This is a genomic window from Bacillus sp. TH17, assembly GCF_016651125.1.
Classification (GTDB): domain Bacteria; phylum Bacillota; class Bacilli; order Bacillales; family Bacillaceae_G; genus Bacillus_A; species Bacillus_A mycoides.
The window spans coordinates 5,048,440-5,073,916 of record NZ_JAEKEN010000001.1 but is presented as its reverse complement, the minus strand read 5'-3'; the positions used below and the strand labels follow the sequence as shown (position 1 = coordinate 5,073,916).

The window sequence follows — 25,477 nt, the reverse complement described above, 5'->3', positions numbered from 1 at the left end:
TTTCACGAACCTAAAATACCCCTACCTAGTATTTTTATTTTCGACAAAAAATAGGCGGGGGTATAATTCGCTATCTCATCGTTAAAAGTTTACTCTTCGCATTAATAGGAATATTTACAGCTTCAATTTCTTCAATTGCCTCGCCGTAGCGTCCTTTTGCGTACACCTTTAATGCTTCATCTCTCTTTAACATATGCTTAACAGTCTTCTTTATTTTTTGTTCTCTTCCACGTTCATCAAATGCAATAAATTCATATTCATACCATTCATCACCGACATGCTGACCAATCGCATCCACAATTGTATAGTATTCTTTCGTCGTATAAAGCGGATTATATTTATCAATAACTGGTCCAAGTTTCGTAGGTAGTAATACTACTACTATCACTACCATAGCTATTACAGTAGTAATTATTTTTTTCTTCATAATACTGATCTTCCTCCTCTGCAGGATACTTATACATCCATTCTAAAGAGCAGGAATTTAATCTACCATTCAATCCCATTACATTACCCTTACATTTTTGTAAGAATAAAGTGAAACTTTAATCAGTGGGGGTTTACGGGCAGTTGATCTCCCACCTAACTTCTTTGCTCCAGCTGAATTTTGAGGTGGTAATTCTACTGCCCGTTAATGCGGGATAAAAAAAGATGAACGAATTTTCTCGTTCACCTTTTAGCTTGCTTTAAAGCCACCACCAAGTACATCACGCACATCGTGAATGACAACGAAGGCATCTTCATCAACTCTACTAATAACTTGCTTTAACTTAACAAGCTCTTGTTTATTAATAACGATATATAAAACTTCTTTATTTTTACCAGTATATCCGCCGCGTCCTTCTAATACAGTGACACCGCGCGTCATGTTTTTCGTAATAGTCTCTCGAATTAAGTCTGGTTGATTCGAAATAATCGTAACAGCTGTTTTTGTATCCATACCTTCCACGATGAAATCAATCACTTTCGCTCCGACAAATACAGCTACAAGTGTATACATTGCCTTTTCTTGTCCTATTATAAATACAGAGCCAGCAATTACAACGATATCAATAATAAGTACGCCTTTACCAACGCTCCAACCTAAATATTGATTTGCTAGTCGAGCTAAAATTGCCGATCCTCCTGATGTACCTCCAGCTTTGAACATACAGCCTAATCCGATACCTACAAATACACCAGCAAATAAAGCTGCTAGTAACGTATCACTATTTACTTGATATTCGATATGTTCTGTAACATATAAAAACAAAGATGTTTCCACAATACCTATAATTGTGTAAACCATCGTTTTCTTATCAAAAAATTTATAACCTACAGCTAATAAAATTGCATTCAAACCAAAATTCACAATTCCCGGTGACCAATCAAATAAATAGTACGTAACAACTGTTAAACCAATAATTCCACCCTCTGATAAACGGTTTGGAATTGCAAAGTAATTAATACCAATTGCGAATAATAATGAACCAATTGTAATTAGTGTTATTTCCTTTATACGTTGATTAACCATAGTTCATACCTCCCCCCATTTGACATTGTATCACTATCTCCTAGAGGTTTAGAAGTTGTTTTTATTCCGCATTTCCCCTCACAAAGACCAAGATATTATGTTTAAACAAAGGGGTGATTAATTATTCATATTCGCTCTAACTGTACGGACAAAGCGCTCCACATTCCCACTCTGAATATACTTAGCTCTAATGGTTTCACGATTACAAGTACATTCGAAATATGGACGGAAATCTATGTCATCTATATGCAAATACGAATACTCTTCAAATATCGCAGGATAGCACGGAAATTTCCCGTAAAATAGAAGACGTCTAGTAGTGGCAACAAAAATCCCATGTTGATAACATAAAGTAAAGTCATCCTTTTCAAATATCCCTACGACAAACGCTAAAATCTTTTCGTCATCCTCTACATATTTTTTCATACTTAATAAAAGCTCATTCATGCATATCCCTCCAAATTCTATTCATTGTTTTAACACTTGAAAAGAATCCATGGATTATTACAGACCGGTGTAACTCTTTTATAAAGTATGAAACGCGTTTCCTGTCAAAGACATTTCAAAAAATAATCCGTTATGTGATTATACACATAACGGATAAATACTAAACCGTCGAGCGTTCTACAAGTTTATATGGAATTTCCATCTTTTCTTGTTTAGAACTCTCACCACTTACTTGCCTATAAAACATTTCAAAAGCCGTCTTACCTATTCCCTTTAAATTTTGGTCAATGGTTGTCAGTTGTAAAACTTGAGAAATCGGTTGATTATCAAAACCAATAATCGCTAAATCCTCAGGAACTTCAATACCTAATTTTTTAACTTCTGTCATGATCCCAATAGCGACCTCATCTCCTGCCACTATTAATGCTTCAGGAGGATTCTCCATCTCCTTGAATTGATGTGCAACTCTTACACCATCTTCTAACGTAAAGCATTCTGTGAAAATCCGATCTTCCATCACTTCTTCACCTATTAATTGTAGCTGTTGTTTATAAGCATCAAAACGTTTCTTACTACTTGGCCCTAACTTTCTTCCCGTACAATATCCAATCTTCTTATAACCTTTTTCAATAAGGTAACTCATCCCTAATTGAAAGGCATTAAAATGATCTGTATATACACTCGATATGCTTTCAATATCATTATCCTCACAAGCAATAACCGCCCCATACGCTGCATAAGGCTCTATAGTTTCCCACTCATTAGCACGAGAACAAATGATAAGACCGTCTAGTTGCTTTGTTTTCAACATATGTAAACTTTTCATTTCTTCTTTTTTATTGTAGTTCGTTTGACAAAGAAGCACTCGATAGTTGTGAGCTAACGCAACTTCCATCATTCCACCCACCATCGCATCAAAAGACGGATGATTAATATAAGGTAAAATCACGCCAACAATATTCGTCTTCCCTTTTGATAAATGAACAGCATTTGCATTTTGCGAGTAATTCAATTTCTCAACTATTTCTAAAACAACTTTCCTTTTTTCTTCACTTACATATGGATGATCATTTAATACCCTCGAAACAGTTGTAACTGAAACCCCAGCCATCTTTGCAATATCTTTAATATTAGCCATACACTCACCTCTACTTTTAACTTAATGAATCACATGAACATATGTCAAATCTTCTCATCATGACACTTTCATTCGTTTTTCTTACAAAAGTGTAATTTCCCTGTAAGCTAATTCGATAGTGACTCTCCGCAACATTTCATATAATTAAGTCAGAAACAGGGCAACAACCATTTGAAAAGGAGCGGATCTATATGATGAACAAAATGAAAATGAACAATTTCTTAAATACAATGAGCTTGGTATTTTCCGCTCTTATCGATGCAAAAGCTGTTGCTTCTACATTAAACAAGTAAGGAGAATACATTATGAACAACATCACTTTTAATAAATTAGATTTTTTAGGACTAGCTAGCGGCACGGTTCTTCTTACTGCTTTCATTTACGCTGCTACACTATAACTTCGTGTCCCCTTTCCCCTTTATCCCGCTTTAACGGGCAGTAAGACTCCCACCTCAGAATTCGGCGAATGCGAGGAAGTTAGGCGGGAGATCAACTGCCTGTAAAAGCCCGATTGGTTCAACTAATAATAGAAAAGACGACCGTCTATGCACGATCGTCTTTTCTTATTTTTGATTTGGCTGCAAAACTTCCTTTAGTTCTTCAAACTTTGCATTTAATTCATCTGTCATCATTTTCATAGCCGTTTTTCGGTCTATTTGTTCTTCAGCATCGATTTGAATTGGGTCTCCAAAAACTAATCGCGCTTTTTTTCCTTTTATCAATTCTTTTATACTTGATGGACCAACATAAGCTGCCGGTATTAACGGAACGTTAGAACGCATTGCAATCGTAACAGCCCCAGCCTTTAGTGAAACGTCTTCTGATGACCTCGTCCCACTCGGGAAAATCCCTACTACTTTTCCTTCTTTTAATAAACGTGATGGGATTTTTAATGTGCTTGGCCCTGGATTCGCACGGTCTACAGGGAATGCATTTACATTTTTAAAAAACCAATTTTTAAATTTCCCTTCAAACAATTCTTTTTTTGCCATGTAATGAATTTGGGTTGGGTACATTCCTGCCGCTAACATTAAAACATCCATAAAACTTGTATGTGTACACGCAACAACGTAAGGGCCATCTTCCGGTAATTTCTCTCTCCCTTGTACTTCTACCTTCCCAGCCATTTTAAATATATATTTCAACGAAAATGTAATTGGTTTATACATTTGTTTCGTTCCTTTCTGAATATCCGAAGTATAATTATTTTCTTACAACGATTATAACACTAAGTTTTAGGAGTTGGTAATAAAAATAAGTATTTATTGTTAAATTTCAATTCTTACAAAAGTGTAATTTTCTTGTAAGCTAATTCGATAGTGGTTCCCTCCACTATCTTATACAATTAAGTCAGAAAGTAACAACAACCATTTGAAAAGGAGCGGATCTATATGATGAACAAAATGAATACGAACAATTTCTTAAATACAATGTGCATGGTATTCTCCGCTCTTATCGATGCAAAAGCTGTTGCTTCTATATTAAACAAGTAAGGAGAATTTATAATGAATAACATGACTTTTAATAAATTAGATTTTTTAGGACTAGCTAGCGGCTCGATTCTTCTTACTGCTTTCATTTACGCTGCTACGCTTATATAACTTTGTGTCCCCTTTCCCCTTTATATAAATAATAATTAAAAAGACGACCGTCTATGTGCAGTGACCCCTGTCAAGTAGACAGTATTTAAAAAGCGCAACTAAGCAACCTGAGTTCTATATTTATATGGACTCAGGTTATTTAATTTCTTTTGAAATCTTTGATGATTATAAAAGTGCATATATTTACGCACGGCAAGTTTGACCTCATTCGCTTTACGGAAGGAGTATAAATGAAAACACTCTGCCTTAAAGTGACTGAAGAAGTTTTCCATACAAGCATTATCCCAACAGTTGCCTCTTCGAGACATACTTGCCTTCATCTGATATTTTTTAAGTAATTGATTATATTGACGAGATGTATACTGGGATCCTTGATCACTATGTAAGAGGATTCCCTTCACATTTCGTTTTTTCTTTGCCTTTTTAAGCGTATCTAACACAAGCTTTAAGTCGTTTCTACGACTGGTTTCATAGGCAACAATTTCATTATTGTATAAATCCTTAATAGCGGATAAGTACAAGCGCTGTCCATTGAAAATCAAATAGGTAATATCGGTTACCCATTTCTCATTCGGTTTTGAAGCCTGAAACTCCCTATTTAGATGGTTCTCTGAAATCACATAAGCTTCTTTTTTCCGTAATAAGGTCGTTTTTTCCTAATTACGGCTTTGATACCTAGTTCACTCATCAATCTTTGGATGTGCTTATGGTTCAAATGAAGGTTATATGTGGCTTTCAGCCACACTTGTATTCTTCTATATCCATAAATTCCTCTTAATTTTTTATGACACTCCAATATCTTTTTCTTAATTTCGATATCCTCTGATTGTTTTTTAGAAGGCGTCGTATGCCGTTTTAGCCATTTGTAGTATCCACTTCTGGTTACACCAGCAATATCGCATAGAATGGTCACTGTATAACCTGTTTTTGTCATTTCATGGATGACTTCGAATTTTTTTATTTTGGATACGACTTTCATTCCTCCTTTTACATCCCTAAGAGCTTTTTTAACATTTCATTTTCCGCTTCTAATCGTCTGATCTTAGCTTCAGGATCTTCGGGTCTAACCCTTGGTCTACCTAAACCTGGTCCTTTCGCTTTACCGCGTTTTTCTTCTAGTCCTTTGATTCCTTCAGCTTCAAAGTGTTTCACCCAACGACTTACAACCGAGTGATGAATACCTAATTCTTTCGCAATGGTTTTATAGCTCATGCCTTCTTTTAAGTATAAATCTATAGCTTGTTTCTTAAATTCTACATCGTAAGTGACTCTAATTTTTCCCATGAAAAAATCCCCTCCATAGTAAACAGGTTAATGTGCTTTCTTTTTCCTGTCTACTATAAGGGGATCATATCAATGCCCGGTCGTCTTTTTAATTTTTTCTTTCCTTCAAGTCTTTTAAAAGCTGTATCAGTTCAGCTTGTTGTTTTATATTTTTACGACCGTTTCGATTAATTGCTGCAAGCTCGCAGGCAACTCCAGCAGCAAAGAAAAACAATAAACTTTCTAACATATAAAATCCTCCAGTTGCCTATTAAACAGCTTGACGCAATTGCTTTTCTTGCAAAATTTGTTTATTTATATTTTCTTCTTTTCTCTGACAAACATTATTACGAATAAGCGCTGCAATAACAAATAATGTTCCTAATACATCAAATGTCGTTATTTTATATCCTTGCATCATCATAATAACTAAAGTAGTAATTGGCACAAAGTTAATAAATAAAATACCATTAATGGATGATAAGATTTTCACACCGTAGTTCCAAGCAAGTAGCGCTACAATACCTGGTAATGTCATCATAAATAACAAATCATACTTCACAATAGAAATCGTTTCCATACTTGGAACAGATACATATCCAAGTGACGTAATGATTATAGTTATAATTCCTGTAACTGCTGTCCCAAATATACAAGTTAATGTTGAATAACGTAATGTTGACCAATCGCTACACGTTTGACCACCCATCGTATAAATAACCCATCCTACAACACCAACAAATATAAATACTAGTGAAAACATGTTATCTTTCAATGTTAAAAAGAAACTCATATCACCTTTCGTAATAACAAATACAGCCCCTACAAACGCAATAATCATGCTCGTTATCATATATTTCTTCGGCTTTATATTTTTATATCCCCATAAAATACAAATTGAAATCATTGGCATAAGCGCCTCCATAATAGAAGCTACCATTACACCTGATTTTCCCATTAACATTTGTCCTAGAAAAATTAATACATTATATACGGTAAAAGCCATTGTTCCAAAAAAGACGAGTAACTTCCCTCTTCCTTCTAAGCGAAATGCCTTCTTTCCTTCTTTCATTAGCAATAATACAATCAATACAATTGCTACCGCACCATAACGAATAAACGAAAAATAAAATGGATCTATGTATTCTAGAGCATGATCAGCAACCGGAAACATCGCTCCCCATGACATACTTGCAATTAAACATGCCAAAGCACCTATTATCATTTGACCTTTTCTCACCACAATCCCCCGCTTCTTTCTATTTGCACAAAGAGAATTGTAAAAGAAAAAATATATCACGTAAAATGATTCAAAATGATGTTAACTATCATTTATAATGATAGTTAACATCAAGGAGGAGCATAAAATGGAATTACGAGACTTACAAATCTTCCAGAGCGTTGCCGACCGCGGTAGTGTAAGCGGCGCAGCAAAGGAATTAAATTACGTACAATCAAATGTAACCGCACGTATTAAACAATTAGAAAGCGAGCTGAAAACACCTCTCTTTTACCGTCATAAGCGAGGCATGACTTTAACAGCTGAAGGAAGAAAAATGCTCGTTTACGTTCATAAAATTTTGCAAGATGTTGAAGAGCTAAAACAAGTGTTTTTAGATAGTGAAACACCATCTGGTATATTAAAAATCGGTACAGTCGAAACAGTCAGTACATTACCTACCATCTTGTCTTCTTACTATAAAAGCTATCCAAATGTCGATTTATCATTACAAGCCGGTCTAACGGAAGAACTTATTAGAGAAGTACTTGATCATCAATTAGATGGCGCCTTTATATCAGGTCCTATTAAACATCCACTAATTGAACAATACGATGTTAGTACTGAGAAATTAATGCTTGTTACACAAAATAAAGCTTTTCATATAGAAGAATTCACTACGACGCCCCTACTCGTTTTTAATCAAGGATGTGGATACCGTTCCAAACTTGAACGATGGCTTAAAGATGAAGGTTTGCTACCAAAAAGAATTATGGAATTTAACATATTAGAAACTATATTAAATAGCGTAGCGCTCGGTCTTGGGATTACACTCGTCCCCCAGTCTGCGGTGCAGCACCTTTCTACAGCAGGTAAAGTCCACTGCCATCCAATTCCGGAGAAATACGGCAGTATTTCAACTGTTTTCATACGCCGTAAAGATAGTTACATGACCAATTCGATGCGCAGCTTTTTAAAAACAATTAAAGAGCACCATCATATCAATATGCTTTGAAGGACATTCTTACACGAATGTCTTTTTTTCTTACAAAAGTGTAAGTCTTACGTAAGCCAATTCGATAGTTGCAGGCTGCTATATTTCATATAATTAAGACAGAAAGCAGAGCAACAACAATTCGAAAAGGAGCGGATACGCATGATGAACAAAATGAAATCAAACAAATTTTTCAATACAATGGGCATGGTGCTATCCGCACTTGTCGATGCAAAAGCAGTCGCAACTACATTAAACAAATAAGGAGAGATTATAATGAACAACATTACTTTCAACAAATCAGACTTTATCCCGCATTAACGGGCAGTAAGACTCCCACTTCAAAATTCAGCGAAATCAAAGAAGTTAGGTTTGGGATCAACTGCCCGTAAAAGCCCGATTGGTGAGGGCTAATAATCAGCGAGGGATACCCCGCCCTCACTGATTAAAGTTTCACTTTATCGGACTTGCAAGTGGAGCTACTCTTCTTACTGCATTCATTTATGCACTTGCTCAAAGTCTTATTTAACACTTTGTTTCCCCCAACCCCTTTATATATAGAAAAGGCTGCTCGTCTTATAGACAAGCAGCTTTTTAGTTTGTTTCATATATAATTTGGCCTGTTTTGCTTATATCATATCCACCAATTGCTTTTAATTCATTGTGAAACTCTTCAGATTGCAAAATTCCTTTTATAACCTCAATAAGTTCATCATTTTCTTTATTCTTCAGAAGTACTAAATCATACTGTTCTTTCATTATTGGAATAAAGTCTACGTTCACAATTTGGGAAAACTTTTCTGATCCTACCCCAATATCAGCTTTTCCATTCGCGACTTGCGAGGCAACGCCAAGGTGATTCGATTCTTCCCATTCATACCCGTTAATATCTTCTTTACTTAATTTTTGAATTCGCAATTGCTCATCCACTAACACTCTAATACCAGAACCTTTTTCTCGATTTACAAATCGTATAGATGACTGAGCTAAATCAGCCCATGTTTTTATATTTTGTGGATTCCCTTTTTGCACATAAAACCCAACATTTCTTGCTAATAAATTCATCATAATATATGGTTGTCCAACTAAAATACGTTTTACGTAAGGAACATTATATGTACCCGTTTCACCATCAAATAAGTGTAAACTAACGACGCTTCCTTCTCCTTGGTACATCTTCACTAAACTCGTTAAACTACCTTGATACGCTCTCAATATATTAGAATTTGGCAATCGATTTTCTATATGCTTTGCCAACATATCTAACGTTAGTTCTTGACCACTAATGATACGTGTATTCGAACTACTAATTTCGTCCTTCTTTACAGGAGTAAATTGTACCTTCCCTGTTTTCATTTGCTTTATATATTGTTCTAAATCAGCTGCATCAATGCGCATTTGTCTACCAACCCTATAAGAAGGAAGTTCTCCTTTTTTAATTAGGTCGTATACAGTTAATTTTGATACTTTTAATCGCTTTGCTACTTCTTCCGTTGTGTAGGAATGATGATCCATAGACGATTCCTCACTTTCTTCCCTCATTGTAACAAAGAAAAGAATATTTCTCCTAGTTTTTAAAAACAACTATATCGTTCAAATTATAACTAATTATAACTAGTTATAATTAGTTATAATTAGTTATAATTAATTTAGTAAACGAAGGGAGATTTTTTATGAACAAATTTACTTTACGATCCATTGGGGTACTTATACTTTCTTTTCTTCTTATATTCAGTGTAGCTTGTTCAAGTGAAGAAAAGTCAGCTGCTAAAGAGGGAGAATCAGTGGAGCTGACTATATCAGCTGCTGCAAGTTTACAAGATGCATTAAAAGAAATTGAAAAGCAATATAAAGAGAAAGAACCAACTATTCAACTTTCTTTTAACTTCGGTGCTTCTGGTGCACTTCAACAACAAATTGAGCAAGGTGCACCTGCTGATTTATTCTTCTCTGCAGCAGAGGATAAATTCCAAACTCTTGTTAAAAAAGGATTTATTAATGAAAAAGAAGGGAAAAACCTTCTTGGAAATGAACTAGTTCTAGTCATTCCAAAAGATAGTGCTCTTACAAAACTTCAAGATTTAAAGGATGAGAAAATCAAGAAAATCGCACTTGGTACACCCGAATCTGTACCTGCAGGAAAATATGCAAAAGCTTCTCTCACATATGAAAATCTTTGGAATGACGTTCAAAATAAAATCGTATTTACAAAAGATGTTCGCCAAGTGTTAACATATGTAGAAACAGGTAATGTTGATGCTGGTATTGTATATAAAACAGACGCTCTCGTTTCAGACAAGGTAAAAATTGTAGAAGCGGTAGCAGCTAATTCTCATGAGCCAATCCACTATCCTTTAGGTGTTATAAAGGAATCTAAGCATAAGAAAGAGGCGACTTCATTCTATGAGTATTTACAATCAAAAGATGCACAATCTATCTTTAAGAAATATGGATTTACAATCCTGCCATAATCGCTATGAGCTTTGATGCAATTTTGTCACCTGTCTTTCTATCCTTGCGAGTAGCTGCGTGCGCCACAATAATCGTTACGATCTTAGGAACGATTATTGGACGAGCATTAGCGCGCTCCTCGTGGCGATATAAAGTACTACTAGAAACTATTTTCTTATTACCAATGGTGCTTCCACCAACTGTTATCGGCTTTTTTCTAATTATCATTTTTGGAAATAACAGTCCCATTGGAAAGTGGATTGAATCATTATTTCAGCAGTCCATTATGTTTACATCTACTGCTGCTATCATTGCTTCTACAGTCGTTGCATTTCCGCTCATGTACCAATCAGCAAAAACAGGATTTTCTATCGCAAATGTACAAATTGAAGATGGCGCGCGCGATCTTGGTGCAAGTGAATATCAAGTTTTTCTACATGTTACACTCCCACTTGCATTCCCCGCACTACTTAGCGGTATGATTTTAAGCTTTGTTCGCGCACTCGGTGAATTTGGTGCAACTTTAATGTTTGCAGGAAATATACCTGGCAAAACTCAGACGATTCCAACGGCGATTTATATGGCTATTGATGCGAGTAATATGCAACTAGCTTGGACGCTTGTAATCATAACGATTAGTATGTCCCTTCTATTCTTACTATGCATTCAACTCATTAATAGAAGAATTACTACTTCTTAAAGCAACTTTCGACAAAAGTTGCTTTTTATTTCCCGAAAAATAAAATGATTTGATTAATAACTGAATTTTTCCCCTTATTTAAATATACATTTTATTTGAATTCACTTTCTAAAATAGGTAATTTCCTGTTATTATATGAAAGTGTTTCAAAAAATGAAGAAATGAAAACGCATTTATATCGTAAATTCTTCATCCTGTTTTAGCGATCGGTAATCTTCTACTCTATTAGTGGGGCATTACCGATCGTTAGAACGATATGTAATTATATTGGTATAGAAAACCGAAGGGAGTCTTGTAATGGACATTTTATTAGCGCTTCTTCCTGCAATCGCATGGGGAAACATCTTATTAGTAAGCGTAAAAATGGGCGGTGGTGCATATAGCCAAACGGTAGGTATGACAATCGGTGCTCTATTCTTCGCAACAACTATGTATGTATTTACTCAACCAACTTTAACAATGACAGTCTTGATTGTTGGCTTTATTTCAGGTTTATTCTGGGCTTTAGGACAAGTAAACCAATTAAAAACAGTTGAAAAACTAGGTGTTTCAACTACTGTAACTATTTCTACTGGTATGCAACTTGTTGCAACTTCTATCTTTGGAGTTATCGCTTTTCGTGAGTGGACTACTACTACAACGATTGTTCTGGGAACGATTGCAATCCTATTAATCGTAGTTGGTGTAGTATTCACATCACTAGATGATAAAGAAAATGCACAGCCACCAGGACAATTGAAAAAGGGACTTCTTACTTTAATTGTTTCTACTTTCGGTTATCTTGTATATGTAATTATTATTCGTTGGTATAACATTGATGGTTGGTCTGCTATTTTACCACAGGCAGTTGGTATGTTCGTTGGTGCGGTTGTACTGACGTCTAAACATAAACCATTTAACAAATATGCAATTCGTAATGCTGTATCTGGTTTACTTTGGGGAACAGGAAACTTATTCTTACTTCTTTCATTACCACGTGTCGGAGTAGCGACAAGCTTCCCATTATCTCAAACTGGAATCGTTATCTCAACATTCGGTGCGATTGTCTTCTTAGGTGAAAAGAAAACAAAACGTCAATTGATCTTTATTGCTCTAGGTAGTGTTTTAATTATCGGCGGCGCTGTATTGCTTGGTATGACAAAAGCATAAATTCACACTATATTTAAACCCCCTGAAACGTATATGCTTCAGGGGGTTTTTTGATTACAATTACTTTCTAAATATAATTATTTACACGTTCTCGCTCTTTATGGTTTTTCTTCCATTCTAGCAAGCCATCGATACATAAAAATAGATTAATAATAGCTAATACTAACATGACGTATAATCCCGTTGAAATATAAATCACAATGCTAACTATGTTATACAAAATCCATAAATGCCAATTTTCTAAGATTTTTCGGCTCAGCATAAATTGAGCTACTAATCCTAATACAGCGTTTAAAGCATCTAAATATGGACTTGTCGATTCTAAATAACGGACTTGATAATATCCCCAACCAATCCAAGCAACTAAAATAAAAAGTATATAAATAATCCATCCTTTCAAATCTAAGCGGACTGTCGGTTTTACCTTCTCCTCCCCACTACGCGCAATCCAGTAATACCAACCGTACACATTAAATATAAATTGGAAGGCTGCTAATACTGCCATTGCGTATAAGCCTTGTGTAGTGAAAATATACAGAAATACCGCAACTGTAATCATCCCAAATAAAAAGTTTGATACCTTTTCCCTTGCAAGTAACCAAACATTAATAATCCCCATAACCGATGCGAAAATTTCAATATAACTTGATCGGATATAGAACCCAACTAATATGCAAATAATACTAGAAATGAGTAAAAAAAGTGGACTTCTAACCATATTTATCTCTCCCCAGATATGTAATAAACTCCCTATCAACAGTATAAGAAATAACTCTTATACTTACTATAAATTTTCTCCTGTAAAACTCCCCACTCATCTATTCCACTTACGATAAGCCGTTTCTTTTTACAAAATTCTCTTAAAAATGTTATCGTTTTTTATAACATATTCTCATCAGAAAGGAATAAAGGATATGCCTAATAAACATCGAATTTTATTTATTGGTGCCGGTCGTATGGCAGAAGCTATATTTGCTGGACTACTTACAACAAGTAAAGAATACATCGAAGAAATTATTGTTTCCAACCGAAGTAACATAGAAAAACTAACGCAATTACAAACTCAATATGATCTATCGATTACAACAGATTGGAAACAGCATATTAAATCTGTAGATACAATCGTTTTAGCAATGCCGCCTGTCGCACATGAACAGCTATTAGCGGATCTATCCCCTCTTCTAACTAATCAATTTGTCGTGACAGTTGCTGCCGGAATCGGACCATCTTATCTAGAAGAAAGACTTCCCCAAGGGACACCTGTTGCTTGGATTATGCCAAATACAGCTGCTGGGATAGGAAAGTCTATCTCCTTATATACGACGGGACATTCTGTAGATGAAACACATCAAGAAACGTTACAACTTCTTTTAAAAGGTATCGGTACCTCACAGTTTTGTACCGAAGAGGAAGTTCACCAACTTACCGCAGTTACTGGTAGTGCACCCGCTTTTCTCTATCACTTTGCTGAAGGTTTAATTGAAGCAACGAAAAGCTATGGTATTGATGAGGAAACAGCAAAACACCTTGTCATTCAAATGATTGCTGGCTCTGCCGCTATGCTCCAGCAAAATCAGGATCCAGCTATGCTCCGCGAACAAGTAACAACACCAGGAGGTTCAACGGCTGAAGGCTTAAAAGTTCTATATGAAAATAATTTTTCAGAAGTCATTCAACAAGCAGTTGAAGCGACCAATAAAAAAGCTAGGGGGAATTAATATGACTTTAACAAGTTTAAACGACTATACAACATTACATAACGGCGTGAAAATGCCTTGGTTCGGCTTGGGTGTTTTTAAAGTTGAAGATGGTACAGAAGTAATTGATTCTGTAAAAGCAGCTATAAAAAATGGATACCGTAGTATCGATACTGCTGCGATATATAAAAACGAAGAAGGCGTTGGACAGGCAATTCAAGAATCTGGTATTCCTCGTGAAGAGTTATTCATCACTTCAAAAGTGTGGAATAGTGATCAAGGTTACGAGTCAACACTACAAGCATTTGAAACTACATTAGAAAAATTAGGTCTAGAATATTTAGATCTATATTTAGTACATTGGCCTGTAAAAGGAAAATACACTGAATCATGGAAAGCTTTAGAGCAGCTTTATAAAGATGGTCGTGTTCGTGCTATCGGTGTGAGTAATTTCCAAATTCACCATTTGCAAGACGTATTTGAAATTGCAGAAATTAAACCAATGGTTAACCAAGTGGAATACCACCCACGTTTAGCACAAGAAGAATTACATGCCTTCTGTAAAGAACATAACATCCAGCTTGAAGCTTGGTCACCATTAATGCAGGGGCAGCTACTTAATCACCCAACATTACAAGAAATCGCTACGAAATATAATAAATCGACTGCACAAGTTATTTTACGTTGGGATCTACAAAATGAAGTTGTAACAATCCCTAAGTCTATTAAAGAACACCGCATTATTGAAAATGCAAACATCTTTGACTTTGAATTAAGCTCGGATGATATGAAAGCAATTCAAGCTTTAAATGAAAATCATCGCGTTGGTCCAGATCCAGATAACTTTAACTTCTAGTAGGGAAACCACTGCCATATGCAGTGGTTTTTTTATTTTTAATAAAACTGAAAATTTGAACTATATTCCGTTTGATTGACACTTCATTATCTAAGGTGTAAGATTTTGAATTATCAAAGAAACACAAAAATTAATAAAATTTATTCTCATTGTATCAAGAGAGGTGGAGGGACTGGCCCTTTGAAACCTCGGCAGCAGGTTCATTTTGAATACTGTGCCACTTCCTGCAAGCTTTGTGCTTGAAAGATAGAATGAGGGACTTCGTTTATATACGGGTGCATAACTTGTACGTAAAAATCCCTCTTTCTCAATACGAAAAGAGGGATTTTTTGTTTTTCATTTCCCTCATCATCATCCAATCTTATTAACTATTTAGGAGGAAAATCAAATGAAAAAGAAGTTTGTACCCGGTATTGCATCAGTTGTAGGAGTAAGTATTTTATTATCTGGTTGCGGTAGTTATAAAAACGAAGCGAGCGGAGCAAATGCAAAAGATGAGGCACCTAGTAAGCAAGTTTTAAACTTATCTTCACCTACTGAGATTCGAACAATGGATACGGCTCGTGCTACAGATACTGATTCTGGTCAAGTAATGAGAAACGTATTTGAAGGTTTATACAATCTTGGTGAAGGTAATAAACCTGTTCCTGGCGTTGCGAAATCTCATGAAGTAAGTGCTGATAAAACGAAATACACATTCCATTTACGAGATTCAAAATGGTCGAACGGCACACCTGTAACAGCGAAAGATTTTGTCTTCGCTTGGCAAAGAGCTGTCGATCCAGCAACAGCTTCTGAATATGCTTTTTTATTCCTGGATATTAAAAATGCTAAAAAAATTAATAGCAAAGAACTCCCATCCGATCAACTTGGTATAAAAGCAGTTGATGACCATACGTTTGAAGTAGAATTAGAGCGCCCTGTTCCGTATTTTATTAGCTTAACGGCGTTCCCAACATTTCTACCAATCAACGAGGAATTCTTTAAAGCACAAGGTGATAAGTACGCTTTAGAAGATAACAAAACCTTGTACAACGGAGCTTTTACACTAAGCGATTGGAAGCATGAACAAAGCTTTAAATTTAAGAAAAACCCTACCTATTGGGATAAAGATAATGTCAAACTCGAAGAAATCAATTTCAACGTTGTGAAAGAGAAATCAACAGAAGTAAATTTATTCGAATCCAAACAATTAGACCGTATAAAACTAACATCTGACTTCGTTGATAAATATAAAAAGGATGCTAACTTTAAAGAACGTCCGAACGTAGGGGTACAGTTTTTACGTATGAATCAGCAAAACAAAGTACTTCAAAACGTTTCTGCACGCCAAGCAATCGATCAAACAATTGATCGAAAATCTTTTGTAAATACGTTATTAAATGATGGCTCTACACCAACCTTTAGTCTCGTGCCGAAAAACTTTGCAAAAGGTCCTGATGGAAAAGACTTCCGTACTGCAAACGGCGATTTAACAAAAGTTGATACAACATCTGCACAAGAATTATGGAAGAAAGCAAAAAAAGAACTTGGTTCTGAAAAGATAACATTAGAATTATTAACAAGTGATGGTGACCTTGAGAAGAAAACTGGTGAGTTTCTAAAAGGACAACTAGAAAAGAATTTAGATGGCTTAACGGTAAATATAAAACCGCAACCACGTAAACAACAAGTTTCACTCTTATTAAAAGGTGACTACGAGATTGGAATTGACGGTTGGAGCCCTGACTTTGCTGATCCAATTACATTCCTTGAACTATTTACGACGAATAACCCTTACAATTTAGATCATTACTCTAATAAAGAGTTTGATGACACAATTGAAAAAGTTAAAACTACTTTGGCTGGTGATGAAAAAGCTCGCTGGGAAGCGTTACTAGCATCAGAAAAAATCTTATTTAAGGACTCTGTTATCGCTCCTCTTTACCAAAAAGGAGAATCTTATTTAGAGCGTTCTTATGTGAAAGGCATTGTGCAAGTAGACTTTGCAGGTCAATTAAACTTCAAATGGGCAAAAATTGAAAAATAAAGTGAAACTTTAATCAGCCCTCACCAATCGGGCTTTTACGGGCAGTTGATCCCCCCTAACTTCTTTGCTTTCACTGAATTTTGAGGTGAGGATCTTACTGCCCGTTAATGCGGGATAAAATGCAACTTAGATCATTGTGTTCCCACCCACACCCATTGTTTTTTTAGCAAAGTATATTAAAAGCAGATTCCCTACTATGAGGAAATCTGCTTTTTCAATATATTATTCCAAAAAAATTAACACTCCACTTTTTATTATTGACATATAGTTCTTTCCAGTGTTAATATTCTAAATAATCAAAGAAACAAAATATTTTACCATCAAAATGTAATGTCTACTAAGTTGAAACATATAACGATAGATTATAGTTCAACATGTATATACATATAGAACACCTGATTACCTATATACACATATTTATAATAGGTTTTCTCTCCTTCTATAGCTACACTTCAAGACATGGACATTATGACGTTACGAACAACACATTTAGGGAGGAAAGAACAATGAAGAAAAAAGTTGTACCTGTTGTTGCATCTGTTTTAGGGGCAAGTCTACTACTAACTGCTTGCGGGGGAAATAAAGATAATGCAGGCGGAGCAAAAGCGAACGATAAAGCACCTGATAAACAAGCGATCAACTTATCATTTGCTTCAGAAATTCCAACAATGGATGTTGCAAAGGCGACGGATGGGGAATCCATGAACGTAATGAGAAATGTTTTTGAAGGTTTGTATGCAATAGGAGAAGATAATAAACCGATCCCTGGTGTTGCTGAATCGGTTGACATTAGTCCGGATAAAACAAAGTATACTTTCCATCTTCGTGATTCAAAATGGTCAAACGGTACTCCTGTTACAGCAAAAGACTTTGTCTTCGCTTGGCAACGTGCCGTAAACCCTGAAACAGCAGCTGAATATGCATTCTTATTCTTTGATATAAAAAATGCGAAACAAATAAACCAAAAAGAAGTAGCAATCGATCAATTAGGCGTTAAAGCTCTTGACGATAAAACTTTAGAAGTACAACTGGACCGCCCTGTTCCCTACTTCTTAAGCTTAACGACATTTGCAACATTCTTACCAATCAATGAAGAGTATTTAAAATCTCAAGGCGATAAATACGGTTTAGAAACAAATCATTTAATTTACAATGGTGCTTTCACATTAGATAACTGGAAACATGAACAAAGCTTCCAATTGAAGAAGAACCCTAACTATTGGGATGCTAAAACTGTAAAACTAGAAGAAATCAACTTCAATGTCGTTAAAGATAAATCTACAGAAGTTAACTTATATGATTCAGGACAAATTGATCGTGTTGCTTTAACTGCGGAGTTTGTTGATAAGTATAAGAACGATTCCAACTTCAAGGAACGCGCTGAAGTCGGTATCCAATTCTTACGACTAAATCAGAAAAATGCAGTATTAAAAAATCAACATGCACGCCTCGCTATTAACGAAGCAATGAATAAAAAAGCGTACGTAGAAACAATTTTAAATAACGGTGCAATCCCAGCAGAAGGAATGGTTCCTGCGAAATTCGCAAAAAGTCCAGACGGTAATGACTTCCGTAAAGAGAATGGAAATCTAGTCAAAGATGATGTGAAATCTGCAAAAGAAAACTGGAAAAAAGCGAAACAAGAACTTGGTACTGACAAAGTAACAATTGAACTATTAACAAGTGATAATGCTTTAGCTAAGAAAACTGGTGAATATTTAAAAGGTGAATTAGAAAAGAATCTAGATGGATTAACAGTGAATTTAAAACCTCAACCACGTAAACAACAGTTAAAACTACTATTAAGTGGTGATTACGAAATTGGAATCGATGGCTGGGGCCCTGACTTCGCGGATCCTATTACATTCTTAGATCTATTCACAACAGATAGTGCTTATAACTTCGATAAATACTCTAACAAAGAGTACGACGAGCTTATTCGTAAAGTAAAAACTGATTTAGCTGGTGATGAAAAAGGTCGCTGGGAAGCAATGAAGCAAGCTGAAAAAATCTTATTACAAGATGGTGCTGTCGCTCCTTTATACCAACAAGGTCGCTCTTACTTACAACGCTCTTTCATTAAAGGACTTGTAACAACTGACTTCGGCGGTGAATTTAACTACAAGTGGACAGAAGTTGCAAAATAATAAACACTAGTAAAAAAGGTATCCCACGAAGGATACCTTTTTTACTTTATGCTTCTTTAACTACAGAACTTCCCCTCTTTACTATCACTTTTATACCTATAGTGATTCCCGCTACCAATTGTGTAACTAGTATAATAAGTAATAATGAAATAATATTTTCCGCTAAATTAACTCCACCAAATATTATTGTTTAATAACCATTCGCTGCATATGTTGTGGGAAATAATCCACCGATTGTTTAATATGTTTTAGAAGGCATCACTGCATTTCCAAATACAGCGGTGCTTATTTGTGTTAATGATTAGAAAGCGCAAAGATATTTTTTAAAAATCCCCATATACATACAAATTACTTTCAATTTAATTAATACGCATGTGTGTCCCCCTTAAGGAAATAATTTATTAGGTTTATACATAATTACATAAAATTAGGAAAAACTTGTATAGAAAGAAGTTACATAAGGAGGAATTTATAATGAGAATTTTACTATCAATTTTATTAGCTCTTATGCTAGTACCTGCATTAACAGGATGTAAAGCTCCTGCAAAAGAAGATACAACTTCTAATAAGAAAACGACTGAAGAAGCAAAAAATGAGGCTCCTGCAGATTTAAAACTAAACTTTAATGAATTTGATTTAAAAGCAGACTATCAAGATACGAAGAAAGACTACGAAGCTGATTATAAAAATGTAGCAGCGGACAAGAAAATGGAAGCAAAGATTGAAGACCATAAAACAGATGTAAAGTTCACAGGCGACGAGGCTATTACAAAATTAAGCCCACTTCTACAAGAATTAAAATTTGATAAAGATACTCCTGACCAAGAAGTAATCGATCAAGTAGTAAACGTGTTCAAACTTGATAAAGACTACCAAAAATTCGATTTAGAAGTTGTCTTCTCTGATGGAACGAAAAAAGAATATAAAAGAGAAATAAAATAAAGAAGTAGGCGGTTGCCTACTTCTTTATTTTTTAATTTTTACGTATCTTAGTTCTGGACTAGAACCGATAATGAATTGGACGCCAGATACTGATGATTTTTGTAAATATGAAGAGCTTGGGAAAATAATTGGGATTAATGGTGTATCATCAAACATAATATCTTCTGCTTTATGCAATAAGTCAAAACGCTTATCTTCGTTTTGTTCAACTTCTGCTTCTTTGATTAATGCATCAAATTCTTTATTATGCCATTTTGCATAGTTGTTTGGACCATCGCCTGCATATAAATCTAGTTTAGTAATTGGGTCTAATAGAGAGCCGCCCCATCCCATATAAGCTAATTGGAAATCACTTTGCTTATATGTGTCGATGTAACTCTTCCACTCTTTATTTTCTAATTTAATATCTACACCAAGATTTTTCTTAAACATTTCTTGCATTGCTTCTGCTACTTTTTTATGTTGTGTATCTGTAGTGAATTTTAATGTTACTTCAGGTAATGTAGACCAACCTTGCTCTTTCATGCCCTCTTCTAATAATTTTTTCGCTTCTGCTGAATCAAATTTTACGTAATCGCCTTTTTCTTTACGGAAATCACGACCACCTTGTGTTTTTGCCCCTTCTGGAACAAAAGCATATGCTTCTTGTGCATTATTTTTATACAGTTTTTCAACGATAAACTTACGATCAACCGCTAATGAAAATGCCTTACGTACTTTTGCATTTGTAAACGGCTCTTTTTCTACGTTAAACGAATAAATATAAGATGAAAATCCTGCAACACGTTTATATTCTTTATTTTCTTTTTCTTTCTCAATCATCTCTTGTGGTAAACCACTTAGTAAATCTAATTCTTTTGATTTAAATAATTGATACGCTGTTTTAGAGTCTGGAATAATACGAAACTCAATTTCTTTTAATGTTACCTTTTTATCATAGTATTCTTTATTTTTTTGTACTGTAATTGCTTGGTTATGCTTCCATTCTTTTAACGTGAATGGTCCGTTCGTAATTAACTCTTTTGGATCTGTTTTTAATTTATTATTATCATCAATTGATTTTTTAGATAATGGAATAAATAATGAACTTGCTAATTTTTGTTTAATAGAAGCAACTGGGTGCTCAAGTGTTACCTTTAATGTTTGAGGATCAACGACTTGAATACCAACTTGTCCTTCTTCACCTTTTCCAGTATTATATGCCTCTGCTCCTTTAATAAAGTACATTTCTGTCGCATTCATAGAACCTGTTTTCGGGTTTAATAATCGCTTCCATGCGAACTCAAAATCATTTGCTGTAATAGAAGAGCCATCTGACCATTTAATATCTTTCTTTAAATGAATTGTATATTCAGTTCCATCCGCATTTACTTCTTCTTTCTCTGCCAATTCATTTTGATATTTCCCATCACTATCTTGCGTATATAAACTTGAAAACAACTGTCCAATTACATAACCTGACGTGCTATCTGTCGCAATAGCAGAATCAAGGGTATACGGATCACTGCTAATATTCGTTACTAATCGATCCCCTTCTCCCTTACCAGCACTCGCCTTTTGCGTCTCTTTCTTACCACAAGCAACAGAAGTTATTGCTAAAACAGTCATAATGACAAATAATAAAAACTTCTTCATCCTACATTCTCCTTTAACCTGAAATTTTTGGTGTTGATGCTAATAATGTTTTTGTATAAGAATGTTGTGGATTACGGAATACTTCGTCCGTATTTCCAAATTCAACAAGTTCTCCTTTGTATAAGACAGCCACTTTTTCACATAAATAGTGAACCATCGGTAAATCATGTGCGATAAATAAATATGTATAGCCTTGTTCCTTTTGAATCTTTTGCAGCAAATGTACAATTTGGATTTGCAGTGAAACATCTAATGCTGAAATTGGTTCATCAAGGATTAATACTTCTGGCTCACATAATAGCGCTCTTGCAATGGCAATACGTTGACGTTGTCCACCGCTAAATTCGTGGGGATAACGATCAATATATCGTCTATCTAATCCAACACGCTCTAGTGCATCACCTGCGACCTTATCTTTCAATCCTTTATCGCCTAAACCGAATGAAATATAGCCTTCTGTTACAATATCGCGTACTTTCCAGCGCGGATTTAATGCAGCTGTGGAATCTTGAAAAATGAACTGTACTTTCTGCAAGAAATCCCGCTTATGAGCTGACTTCAGCTTGTGAACAACTTGACCGTTATAATCAATTTCACCAAACGTTGGACGCTCGATCCCAGCTATGAGCTTACCAAGTGTTGTCTTTCCAGAACCACTTTCTCCAATAATGCCAAGCGTTGTTCCTTTTGGGATAGAAAGTGATATACCTTTTAACGCTGCGATTTCTTTATTTTTACTTCCATACGTTTTCGTTACTTGCTTTACAGTAATTAAATCTGTCGTCATGAGGCATTCACCCTCTCTTTTGATTTCGCTTTATTATGCTCCAGAATATGCTGCCAGCAATGTGAACTATGCTCCTCAGAATATGTTGTTCTCTCTGGGAAGCGATGAATACATTCTTTTATCGCTACAGGACAACGATTCACAAACGGGCATCCAAAACTATTTAACGTTTCAATTGAAGGTGTTGTTCCCTCAATTGCTCTAAGTACCTTTTCTGAATCATCCATATTCGGAATTGCTTGCAATAAACTTTTTGTGTAAGGGTGCTTAGGTGAGCCAATTACTTCTTGTATCGTTCCTTTTTCAACAACACGTCCCCCGTACATAACTACTACTCGGTCAGCTACTTCACGTACAAGTGCCAAATCATGTGTAATTAATAAAATACTCGTATTTTGTTTTTCCTTTCTTTCTTTTAACAACTCCATAATTTGCTTTTGAATCGTTACATCTAATGCTGTTGTAGGTTCATCTGCAATAACGAGCTTCGGGTGACAAGCAAATGCAATTGCTAAACAAATACGCTGCCTCATACCTCCGCTCAACTGATACGGGTATTGTTCAAAGCGTTTCTCTGCTTCATGTATCCCTAAATCATTTAGTAAGTTAATTGCAATTTCTTTTGCCTCTTTTTTCGATTTCTTTTCATGCTGCGCAATTACTTCTGTAATTTGTCTTCCAACCTTCATCGTCGGATTTAAAGATGAAAGCGGGTCTTGAAAGATAAAGGAAATATCTTTCCCGCGAATTTGATTCCATTCTGATTCTTGTAAATCCGTTAATTCCTCTGATTGGAAAGATATATTTCCATCATCAATATGAATCGATTCTTGATTTAAGCCGATAATTGATTGTGCTGTAACACTTTTCCCTGAACCACTTTCTCCGACAAGTGCAACTATTTCACCTTCGTTAATAGAAAAGGAAACATGCTTCACAATTGCTTGCTTACTATTCTCTTTTTCAACGGCCAACGTTACGTTTTCTAAAGATAAGATTTGTGCCATATTTTTTCTCCTTTCGATTACGTTTTACGATTTTCGGATCAATCGCATCTTGCAAACCATCACCAATCGCATTAAATGCGAACATGATGAATGCAATCATGATTGCCGGGAAGAAAAGTTGCCACCACTCTCCGCTTAGTAATGTCCCGAGTGCATCGTTTGTCATCGTGCCCCAGCTCGCTGCTGGTGATTGTACTCCAAGTCCGATAAAACTTAAAAATGATTCTGAGAAAATAGCTGCTGGAATTGTGAATGATAAATTGACGATAATAATCCCTGTTAAGTTTGGAATTAAATGCCCATATATAATTTTCATATGAGATGTACCTAATCGCTCTGCTGCAATAACAAATTCTCTTTGTTTCAATGAAAGTACTTGCGCCCGAATGAGACGTGCCATGCCAATCCATCCCGTTAACGCAAGAGCTATAATAATTGTAAAAAGTCCTGGTTTCATAATGATTAATAGTAAAATAACAATCAGTAAATACGGGATACCGTATAACACTTCAATCCCTCTTATAATCCACTCATCAATTAACGTTCCAAGACGATTACGTCCTCTCACATATCCACTAAAGCCACCGATAAGTACACCAAGCCCTATATCAAGAGCTGCTGCTACCAATCCAACTGTTAATGAAATTTTCCCACCAGCCCAAGTACGCGCCCAAATATCTCTCCCTAAATCGTCTGTTCCGAACCAATGCTCACTACTAGGCGGTAAATTAGTTGCTTCTTTTACTTGTTCACTCGCAGTAAATGGCGTTAAACTTTCGCCAATAAGCGAGAAAACAATAATTAGTAATAACGTCACTGCCCCTAAAACTGCTATAGGGTTTGATATAAACTTGCGAAACACTTCCTTTTTCCGGCTAATCGTTTGCTGATCTTTATTTATCGTTAATTCTTTTTTCTCTTCATTCGTTAATAACTGGTCATTAATTTCATAAGCCCCCATTTAAACATCACCCTCCTTACGTAATAGAACGAATGCGCGGATCAACAATACGATGAATGATATCTGTAATAAAAATACATACAATTAATAGCGCACTATAGAAAATGGTTGTTCCCATAATCACCGGATAATCTCGGTTGAAAATACTGTCTACAAAATATTTTCCTAAACCAGGAATTGAAAAGATTTTTTCAATAACGAAAGTCCCTGTTAAAAGTCCAGCCATTAATGGGCCAACAAATGTAAGTACCGGAACAATCGCATTTCGAAGAGCATGTCTTATAATGATTTTCTTAATTGGTATACCTTTCGCTCTCGCTAGCTTAATATAATCACTCTGCAACACTTCAATCATATTAGAGCGAACAAATCTTGTAATAACTGCGATTGGTCCTAACGCTAATGCGAAGGAGGGTAATACAGTATGCTCAAATGTTCCCCAAGACGCCACTGGTAGTAATTCAAATTGTATGGCGAATACTTGTATAAATAGTGGTGCTAAAATAAAACTAGGAATAGAAATACCGAGAATCGCAAGCAAGCTCACACTATAATCAATCACTTTCCCATGATATAGCGCGGCAAATGTACCTGCGGCAATTCCGACTAACAATGAAATAACAAGTGCTTGTAAACCAATAATTGCCGATGGTCCAAAACCAGTTGTTATAATTTCCGATACACCTTGACCTGTCGATTGAACAGATTCGCCAAAATCAAAATGAACTACCCCATCCAAATAAGCAACATACTGATTCCATAACGGTTCATCAAGGTGATACTTCGCTCTCATGTTTTGTATTACTTCTTCAGGAAAGATTTTCGCATCTGATGAAAACGGATCACCTGGAATAATATGCATAATTAAAAATGTTAATGTCGTAATGACCCATAGCGTGAATACCATAACCGATAGTTTTTTAATAACATACACTTCAATA

The 25,477-nt window shown here is 35.4% G+C and carries 28 protein-coding genes, 2 pseudogenes and 1 riboswitch; of the genes and pseudogenes, 12 read left to right on the top strand and 18 right to left on the bottom strand.

The genetic code is table 11. The features are described from left to right. Positions 1-70 precede the first annotated feature (70 nt). The 4 genes from JFT95_RS26195 to JFT95_RS26180 form a co-directional block, all read right to left on the bottom strand. Positions 71-427, bottom strand: coding sequence for a YxeA family protein (locus tag JFT95_RS26195; protein ID WP_002029403.1), 357 nt, complete (start codon positions 425-427; stop codon positions 71-73). Positions 428-676: 249 nt separating this feature from the next. Beyond that, complete coding sequence (locus tag JFT95_RS26190) at positions 677-1,513, bottom strand: YitT family protein (protein ID WP_002009911.1); 837 nt, start codon at positions 1,511-1,513, stop codon at positions 677-679. A 117-nt stretch (positions 1,514-1,630) separates the two neighbouring features. Continuing rightward, positions 1,631-1,960 (bottom strand): PH domain-containing protein, encoded by a 330-nt coding sequence (locus tag JFT95_RS26185; RefSeq protein WP_002139893.1) that lies wholly within the window; start codon positions 1,958-1,960, stop codon positions 1,631-1,633. Between the two features lie 160 nt (positions 1,961-2,120). Continuing rightward, a complete protein-coding gene (locus tag JFT95_RS26180; RefSeq protein WP_201053541.1) occupies positions 2,121-3,098 on the bottom strand; it encodes a LacI family DNA-binding transcriptional regulator in 978 nt (325 codons plus the stop codon). A gap of 305 nt (positions 3,099-3,403) precedes the next feature. On the opposite strand from JFT95_RS26180, the gene JFT95_RS26175 reads away from it, so the two are divergent. After that, positions 3,404-3,496 (top strand): DUF3948 family protein, encoded by a 93-nt coding sequence (locus tag JFT95_RS26175; RefSeq protein WP_012260201.1) that lies wholly within the window; start codon positions 3,404-3,406, stop codon positions 3,494-3,496. Positions 3,497-3,661: 165 nt separating this feature from the next. Here the strand turns inward: JFT95_RS26175 and JFT95_RS26170 are convergent, their stop codons facing one another. Then, a complete protein-coding gene (locus JFT95_RS26170; protein WP_002091412.1) occupies positions 3,662-4,267 on the bottom strand; it encodes a lysophospholipid acyltransferase family protein in 606 nt (201 codons plus the stop codon). A 336-nt stretch (positions 4,268-4,603) separates the two neighbouring features. Between JFT95_RS26170 and JFT95_RS26165 the strand changes: the two genes are divergently transcribed. After that, on the top strand, positions 4,604-4,699 hold the full coding sequence (locus JFT95_RS26165; protein WP_002124767.1) for a DUF3948 family protein: 96 nt from the start codon (positions 4,604-4,606) through the stop codon (positions 4,697-4,699). 98 nt (positions 4,700-4,797) lie between these two features. On the opposite strand, the gene JFT95_RS26160 is transcribed toward JFT95_RS26165, so the two are convergent. The 5 genes from JFT95_RS26160 to JFT95_RS26140 all read right to left on the bottom strand — a co-directional run bounded on the left by JFT95_RS26160 (position 4,798) and on the right by JFT95_RS26140 (position 7,202). Beyond that, positions 4,798-5,319, bottom strand: coding sequence for an IS3 family transposase (locus JFT95_RS26160; protein ID WP_201052561.1), 522 nt, complete (start codon positions 5,317-5,319; stop codon positions 4,798-4,800). Then, positions 5,316-5,678: an IS3 family transposase gene (locus JFT95_RS26155; protein WP_201052560.1), complete on the bottom strand. Its 363-nt coding sequence runs from the start codon at positions 5,676-5,678 to the stop codon at positions 5,316-5,318. Before JFT95_RS26155 ends, JFT95_RS26160 begins: the two co-directional genes overlap by 4 nt. Positions 5,679-5,686: 8 nt before the next feature. Beyond that, positions 5,687-5,983, bottom strand: a complete 297-nt coding sequence (locus JFT95_RS26150; RefSeq protein ID WP_002135468.1) for a transposase — start codon at positions 5,981-5,983, stop codon at positions 5,687-5,689. Between the two features lie 88 nt (positions 5,984-6,071). Further along, on the bottom strand, positions 6,072-6,212 hold the full coding sequence (locus tag JFT95_RS26145; protein ID WP_002063481.1) for a YrzO family protein: 141 nt from the start codon (positions 6,210-6,212) through the stop codon (positions 6,072-6,074). A 21-nt stretch (positions 6,213-6,233) separates the two neighbouring features. Beyond that, positions 6,234-7,202 (bottom strand): DMT family transporter, encoded by a 969-nt coding sequence (locus tag JFT95_RS26140; RefSeq protein ID WP_061689439.1) that lies wholly within the window; start codon positions 7,200-7,202, stop codon positions 6,234-6,236. 127 nt (positions 7,203-7,329) lie between these two features. Here JFT95_RS26140 and JFT95_RS26135 point away from each other — a divergent pair, with 127 nt between their 5' ends. Together JFT95_RS26135 and JFT95_RS26130 are read left to right on the top strand one after the other, a co-directional pair. Further along, positions 7,330-8,196, top strand: coding sequence for a LysR family transcriptional regulator (locus JFT95_RS26135; protein WP_201053540.1), 867 nt, complete (start codon positions 7,330-7,332; stop codon positions 8,194-8,196). 427 nt (positions 8,197-8,623) lie between these two features. Then, positions 8,624-8,704: pseudogene (locus JFT95_RS26130) on the top strand (DUF3948 family protein); the annotation flags it as partial. 65 nt (positions 8,705-8,769) lie between these two features. Here the strand turns inward: JFT95_RS26130 and JFT95_RS26125 are convergent. After that, on the bottom strand, positions 8,770-9,717 hold the full coding sequence (locus JFT95_RS26125) for a helix-turn-helix transcriptional regulator (protein WP_088038182.1): 948 nt from the start codon (positions 9,715-9,717) through the stop codon (positions 8,770-8,772). Between the two features lie 131 nt (positions 9,718-9,848). On the opposite strand from JFT95_RS26125, the gene modA reads away from it, so the two are divergent. The 3 genes from modA (at position 9,849) to JFT95_RS26110 (ending at position 12,475) form a co-directional block, all read left to right on the top strand. After that, positions 9,849-10,646 (top strand): molybdate ABC transporter substrate-binding protein, encoded by a 798-nt coding sequence (gene modA / locus JFT95_RS26120; RefSeq protein ID WP_002140142.1) that lies wholly within the window; start codon positions 9,849-9,851, stop codon positions 10,644-10,646. A gap of 5 nt (positions 10,647-10,651) precedes the next feature. Beyond that, positions 10,652-11,326: a molybdate ABC transporter permease subunit gene (gene modB / locus JFT95_RS26115; RefSeq protein ID WP_002029397.1), complete on the top strand. Its 675-nt coding sequence runs from the start codon at positions 10,652-10,654 to the stop codon at positions 11,324-11,326. Between the two features lie 297 nt (positions 11,327-11,623). Continuing rightward, a complete protein-coding gene (locus JFT95_RS26110) occupies positions 11,624-12,475 on the top strand; it encodes a GRP family sugar transporter (protein ID WP_002009926.1) in 852 nt (283 codons plus the stop codon). A 67-nt stretch (positions 12,476-12,542) separates the two neighbouring features. Here JFT95_RS26110 and pnuC read toward each other — a convergent pair whose 3' ends face one another. Beyond that, positions 12,543-13,193, bottom strand: a complete 651-nt coding sequence (pnuC, locus tag JFT95_RS26105; protein ID WP_002091429.1) for a nicotinamide riboside transporter PnuC — start codon at positions 13,191-13,193, stop codon at positions 12,543-12,545. A 196-nt stretch (positions 13,194-13,389) separates the two neighbouring features. Between pnuC and proC the strand changes: the two genes are divergently transcribed. The 4 genes from proC (at position 13,390) to JFT95_RS26085 (ending at position 19,204) form a co-directional block, all read left to right on the top strand. After that, the gene (proC, locus tag JFT95_RS26100) at positions 13,390-14,193 is read left to right on the top strand and encodes a pyrroline-5-carboxylate reductase (RefSeq protein WP_002091431.1); all 804 of its coding nucleotides are present in this window, start codon (positions 13,390-13,392) and stop codon (positions 14,191-14,193) included. A 1-nt stretch (position 14,194) separates the two neighbouring features. Beyond that, positions 14,195-15,028 carry an aldo/keto reductase gene (locus JFT95_RS26095; RefSeq protein ID WP_201053539.1) on the top strand — a complete coding sequence of 278 codons (834 nt, stop codon included), beginning with the start codon at positions 14,195-14,197 and terminating at the stop codon, positions 15,026-15,028. 148 nt (positions 15,029-15,176) lie between these two features. Continuing rightward, a riboswitch (SAM riboswitch) is annotated at positions 15,177-15,281 on the top strand. Between the two features lie 135 nt (positions 15,282-15,416). Further along, positions 15,417-17,057 carry a peptide ABC transporter substrate-binding protein gene (locus tag JFT95_RS26090; protein ID WP_201053538.1) on the top strand — a complete coding sequence of 547 codons (1,641 nt, stop codon included), beginning with the start codon at positions 15,417-15,419 and terminating at the stop codon, positions 17,055-17,057. Between the two features lie 506 nt (positions 17,058-17,563). After that, positions 17,564-19,204: a peptide ABC transporter substrate-binding protein gene (locus tag JFT95_RS26085; protein WP_061674533.1), complete on the top strand. Its 1,641-nt coding sequence runs from the start codon at positions 17,564-17,566 to the stop codon at positions 19,202-19,204. A 46-nt stretch (positions 19,205-19,250) separates the two neighbouring features. On the opposite strand, the pseudogene JFT95_RS30030 reads toward JFT95_RS26085, so the two are convergent. Beyond that, positions 19,251-19,463: pseudogene (locus JFT95_RS30030) on the bottom strand (hypothetical protein). A gap of 215 nt (positions 19,464-19,678) precedes the next feature. Between JFT95_RS30030 and JFT95_RS26080 the strand changes: the two are divergent. Further along, positions 19,679-20,146, top strand: a complete 468-nt coding sequence (locus JFT95_RS26080; RefSeq protein ID WP_201053537.1) for a YusW family protein — start codon at positions 19,679-19,681, stop codon at positions 20,144-20,146. A gap of 24 nt (positions 20,147-20,170) precedes the next feature. On the opposite strand, the gene JFT95_RS26075 is transcribed toward JFT95_RS26080, so the two are convergent. Genes JFT95_RS26075 through JFT95_RS26055 form a run of 5 tightly spaced genes read right to left on the bottom strand, consistent with a single transcriptional unit; the run spans position 20,171 to position 25,470 of the window. Continuing rightward, positions 20,171-21,781: a peptide ABC transporter substrate-binding protein gene (locus JFT95_RS26075; RefSeq protein WP_201053535.1), complete on the bottom strand. Its 1,611-nt coding sequence runs from the start codon at positions 21,779-21,781 to the stop codon at positions 20,171-20,173. Between the two features lie 13 nt (positions 21,782-21,794). Beyond that, positions 21,795-22,568 carry an ABC transporter ATP-binding protein gene (locus JFT95_RS26070; protein ID WP_201053534.1) on the bottom strand — a complete coding sequence of 258 codons (774 nt, stop codon included), beginning with the start codon at positions 22,566-22,568 and terminating at the stop codon, positions 21,795-21,797. Continuing rightward, positions 22,565-23,575, bottom strand: coding sequence for an ABC transporter ATP-binding protein (locus JFT95_RS26065; protein ID WP_201053533.1), 1,011 nt, complete (start codon positions 23,573-23,575; stop codon positions 22,565-22,567). Before JFT95_RS26065 ends, JFT95_RS26070 begins: the two co-directional genes overlap by 4 nt. Further along, positions 23,532-24,536, bottom strand: a complete 1,005-nt coding sequence (locus tag JFT95_RS26060) for an ABC transporter permease (protein ID WP_201053532.1) — start codon at positions 24,534-24,536, stop codon at positions 23,532-23,534. The genes JFT95_RS26065 and JFT95_RS26060 overlap by 44 nt, the downstream gene beginning before the upstream one ends. 16 nt (positions 24,537-24,552) lie before the next feature. Further along, positions 24,553-25,470 (bottom strand): ABC transporter permease, encoded by a 918-nt coding sequence (locus JFT95_RS26055; RefSeq protein WP_201053531.1) that lies wholly within the window; start codon positions 25,468-25,470, stop codon positions 24,553-24,555. Between the last annotated feature and the right edge of the window lie 7 nt (positions 25,471-25,477).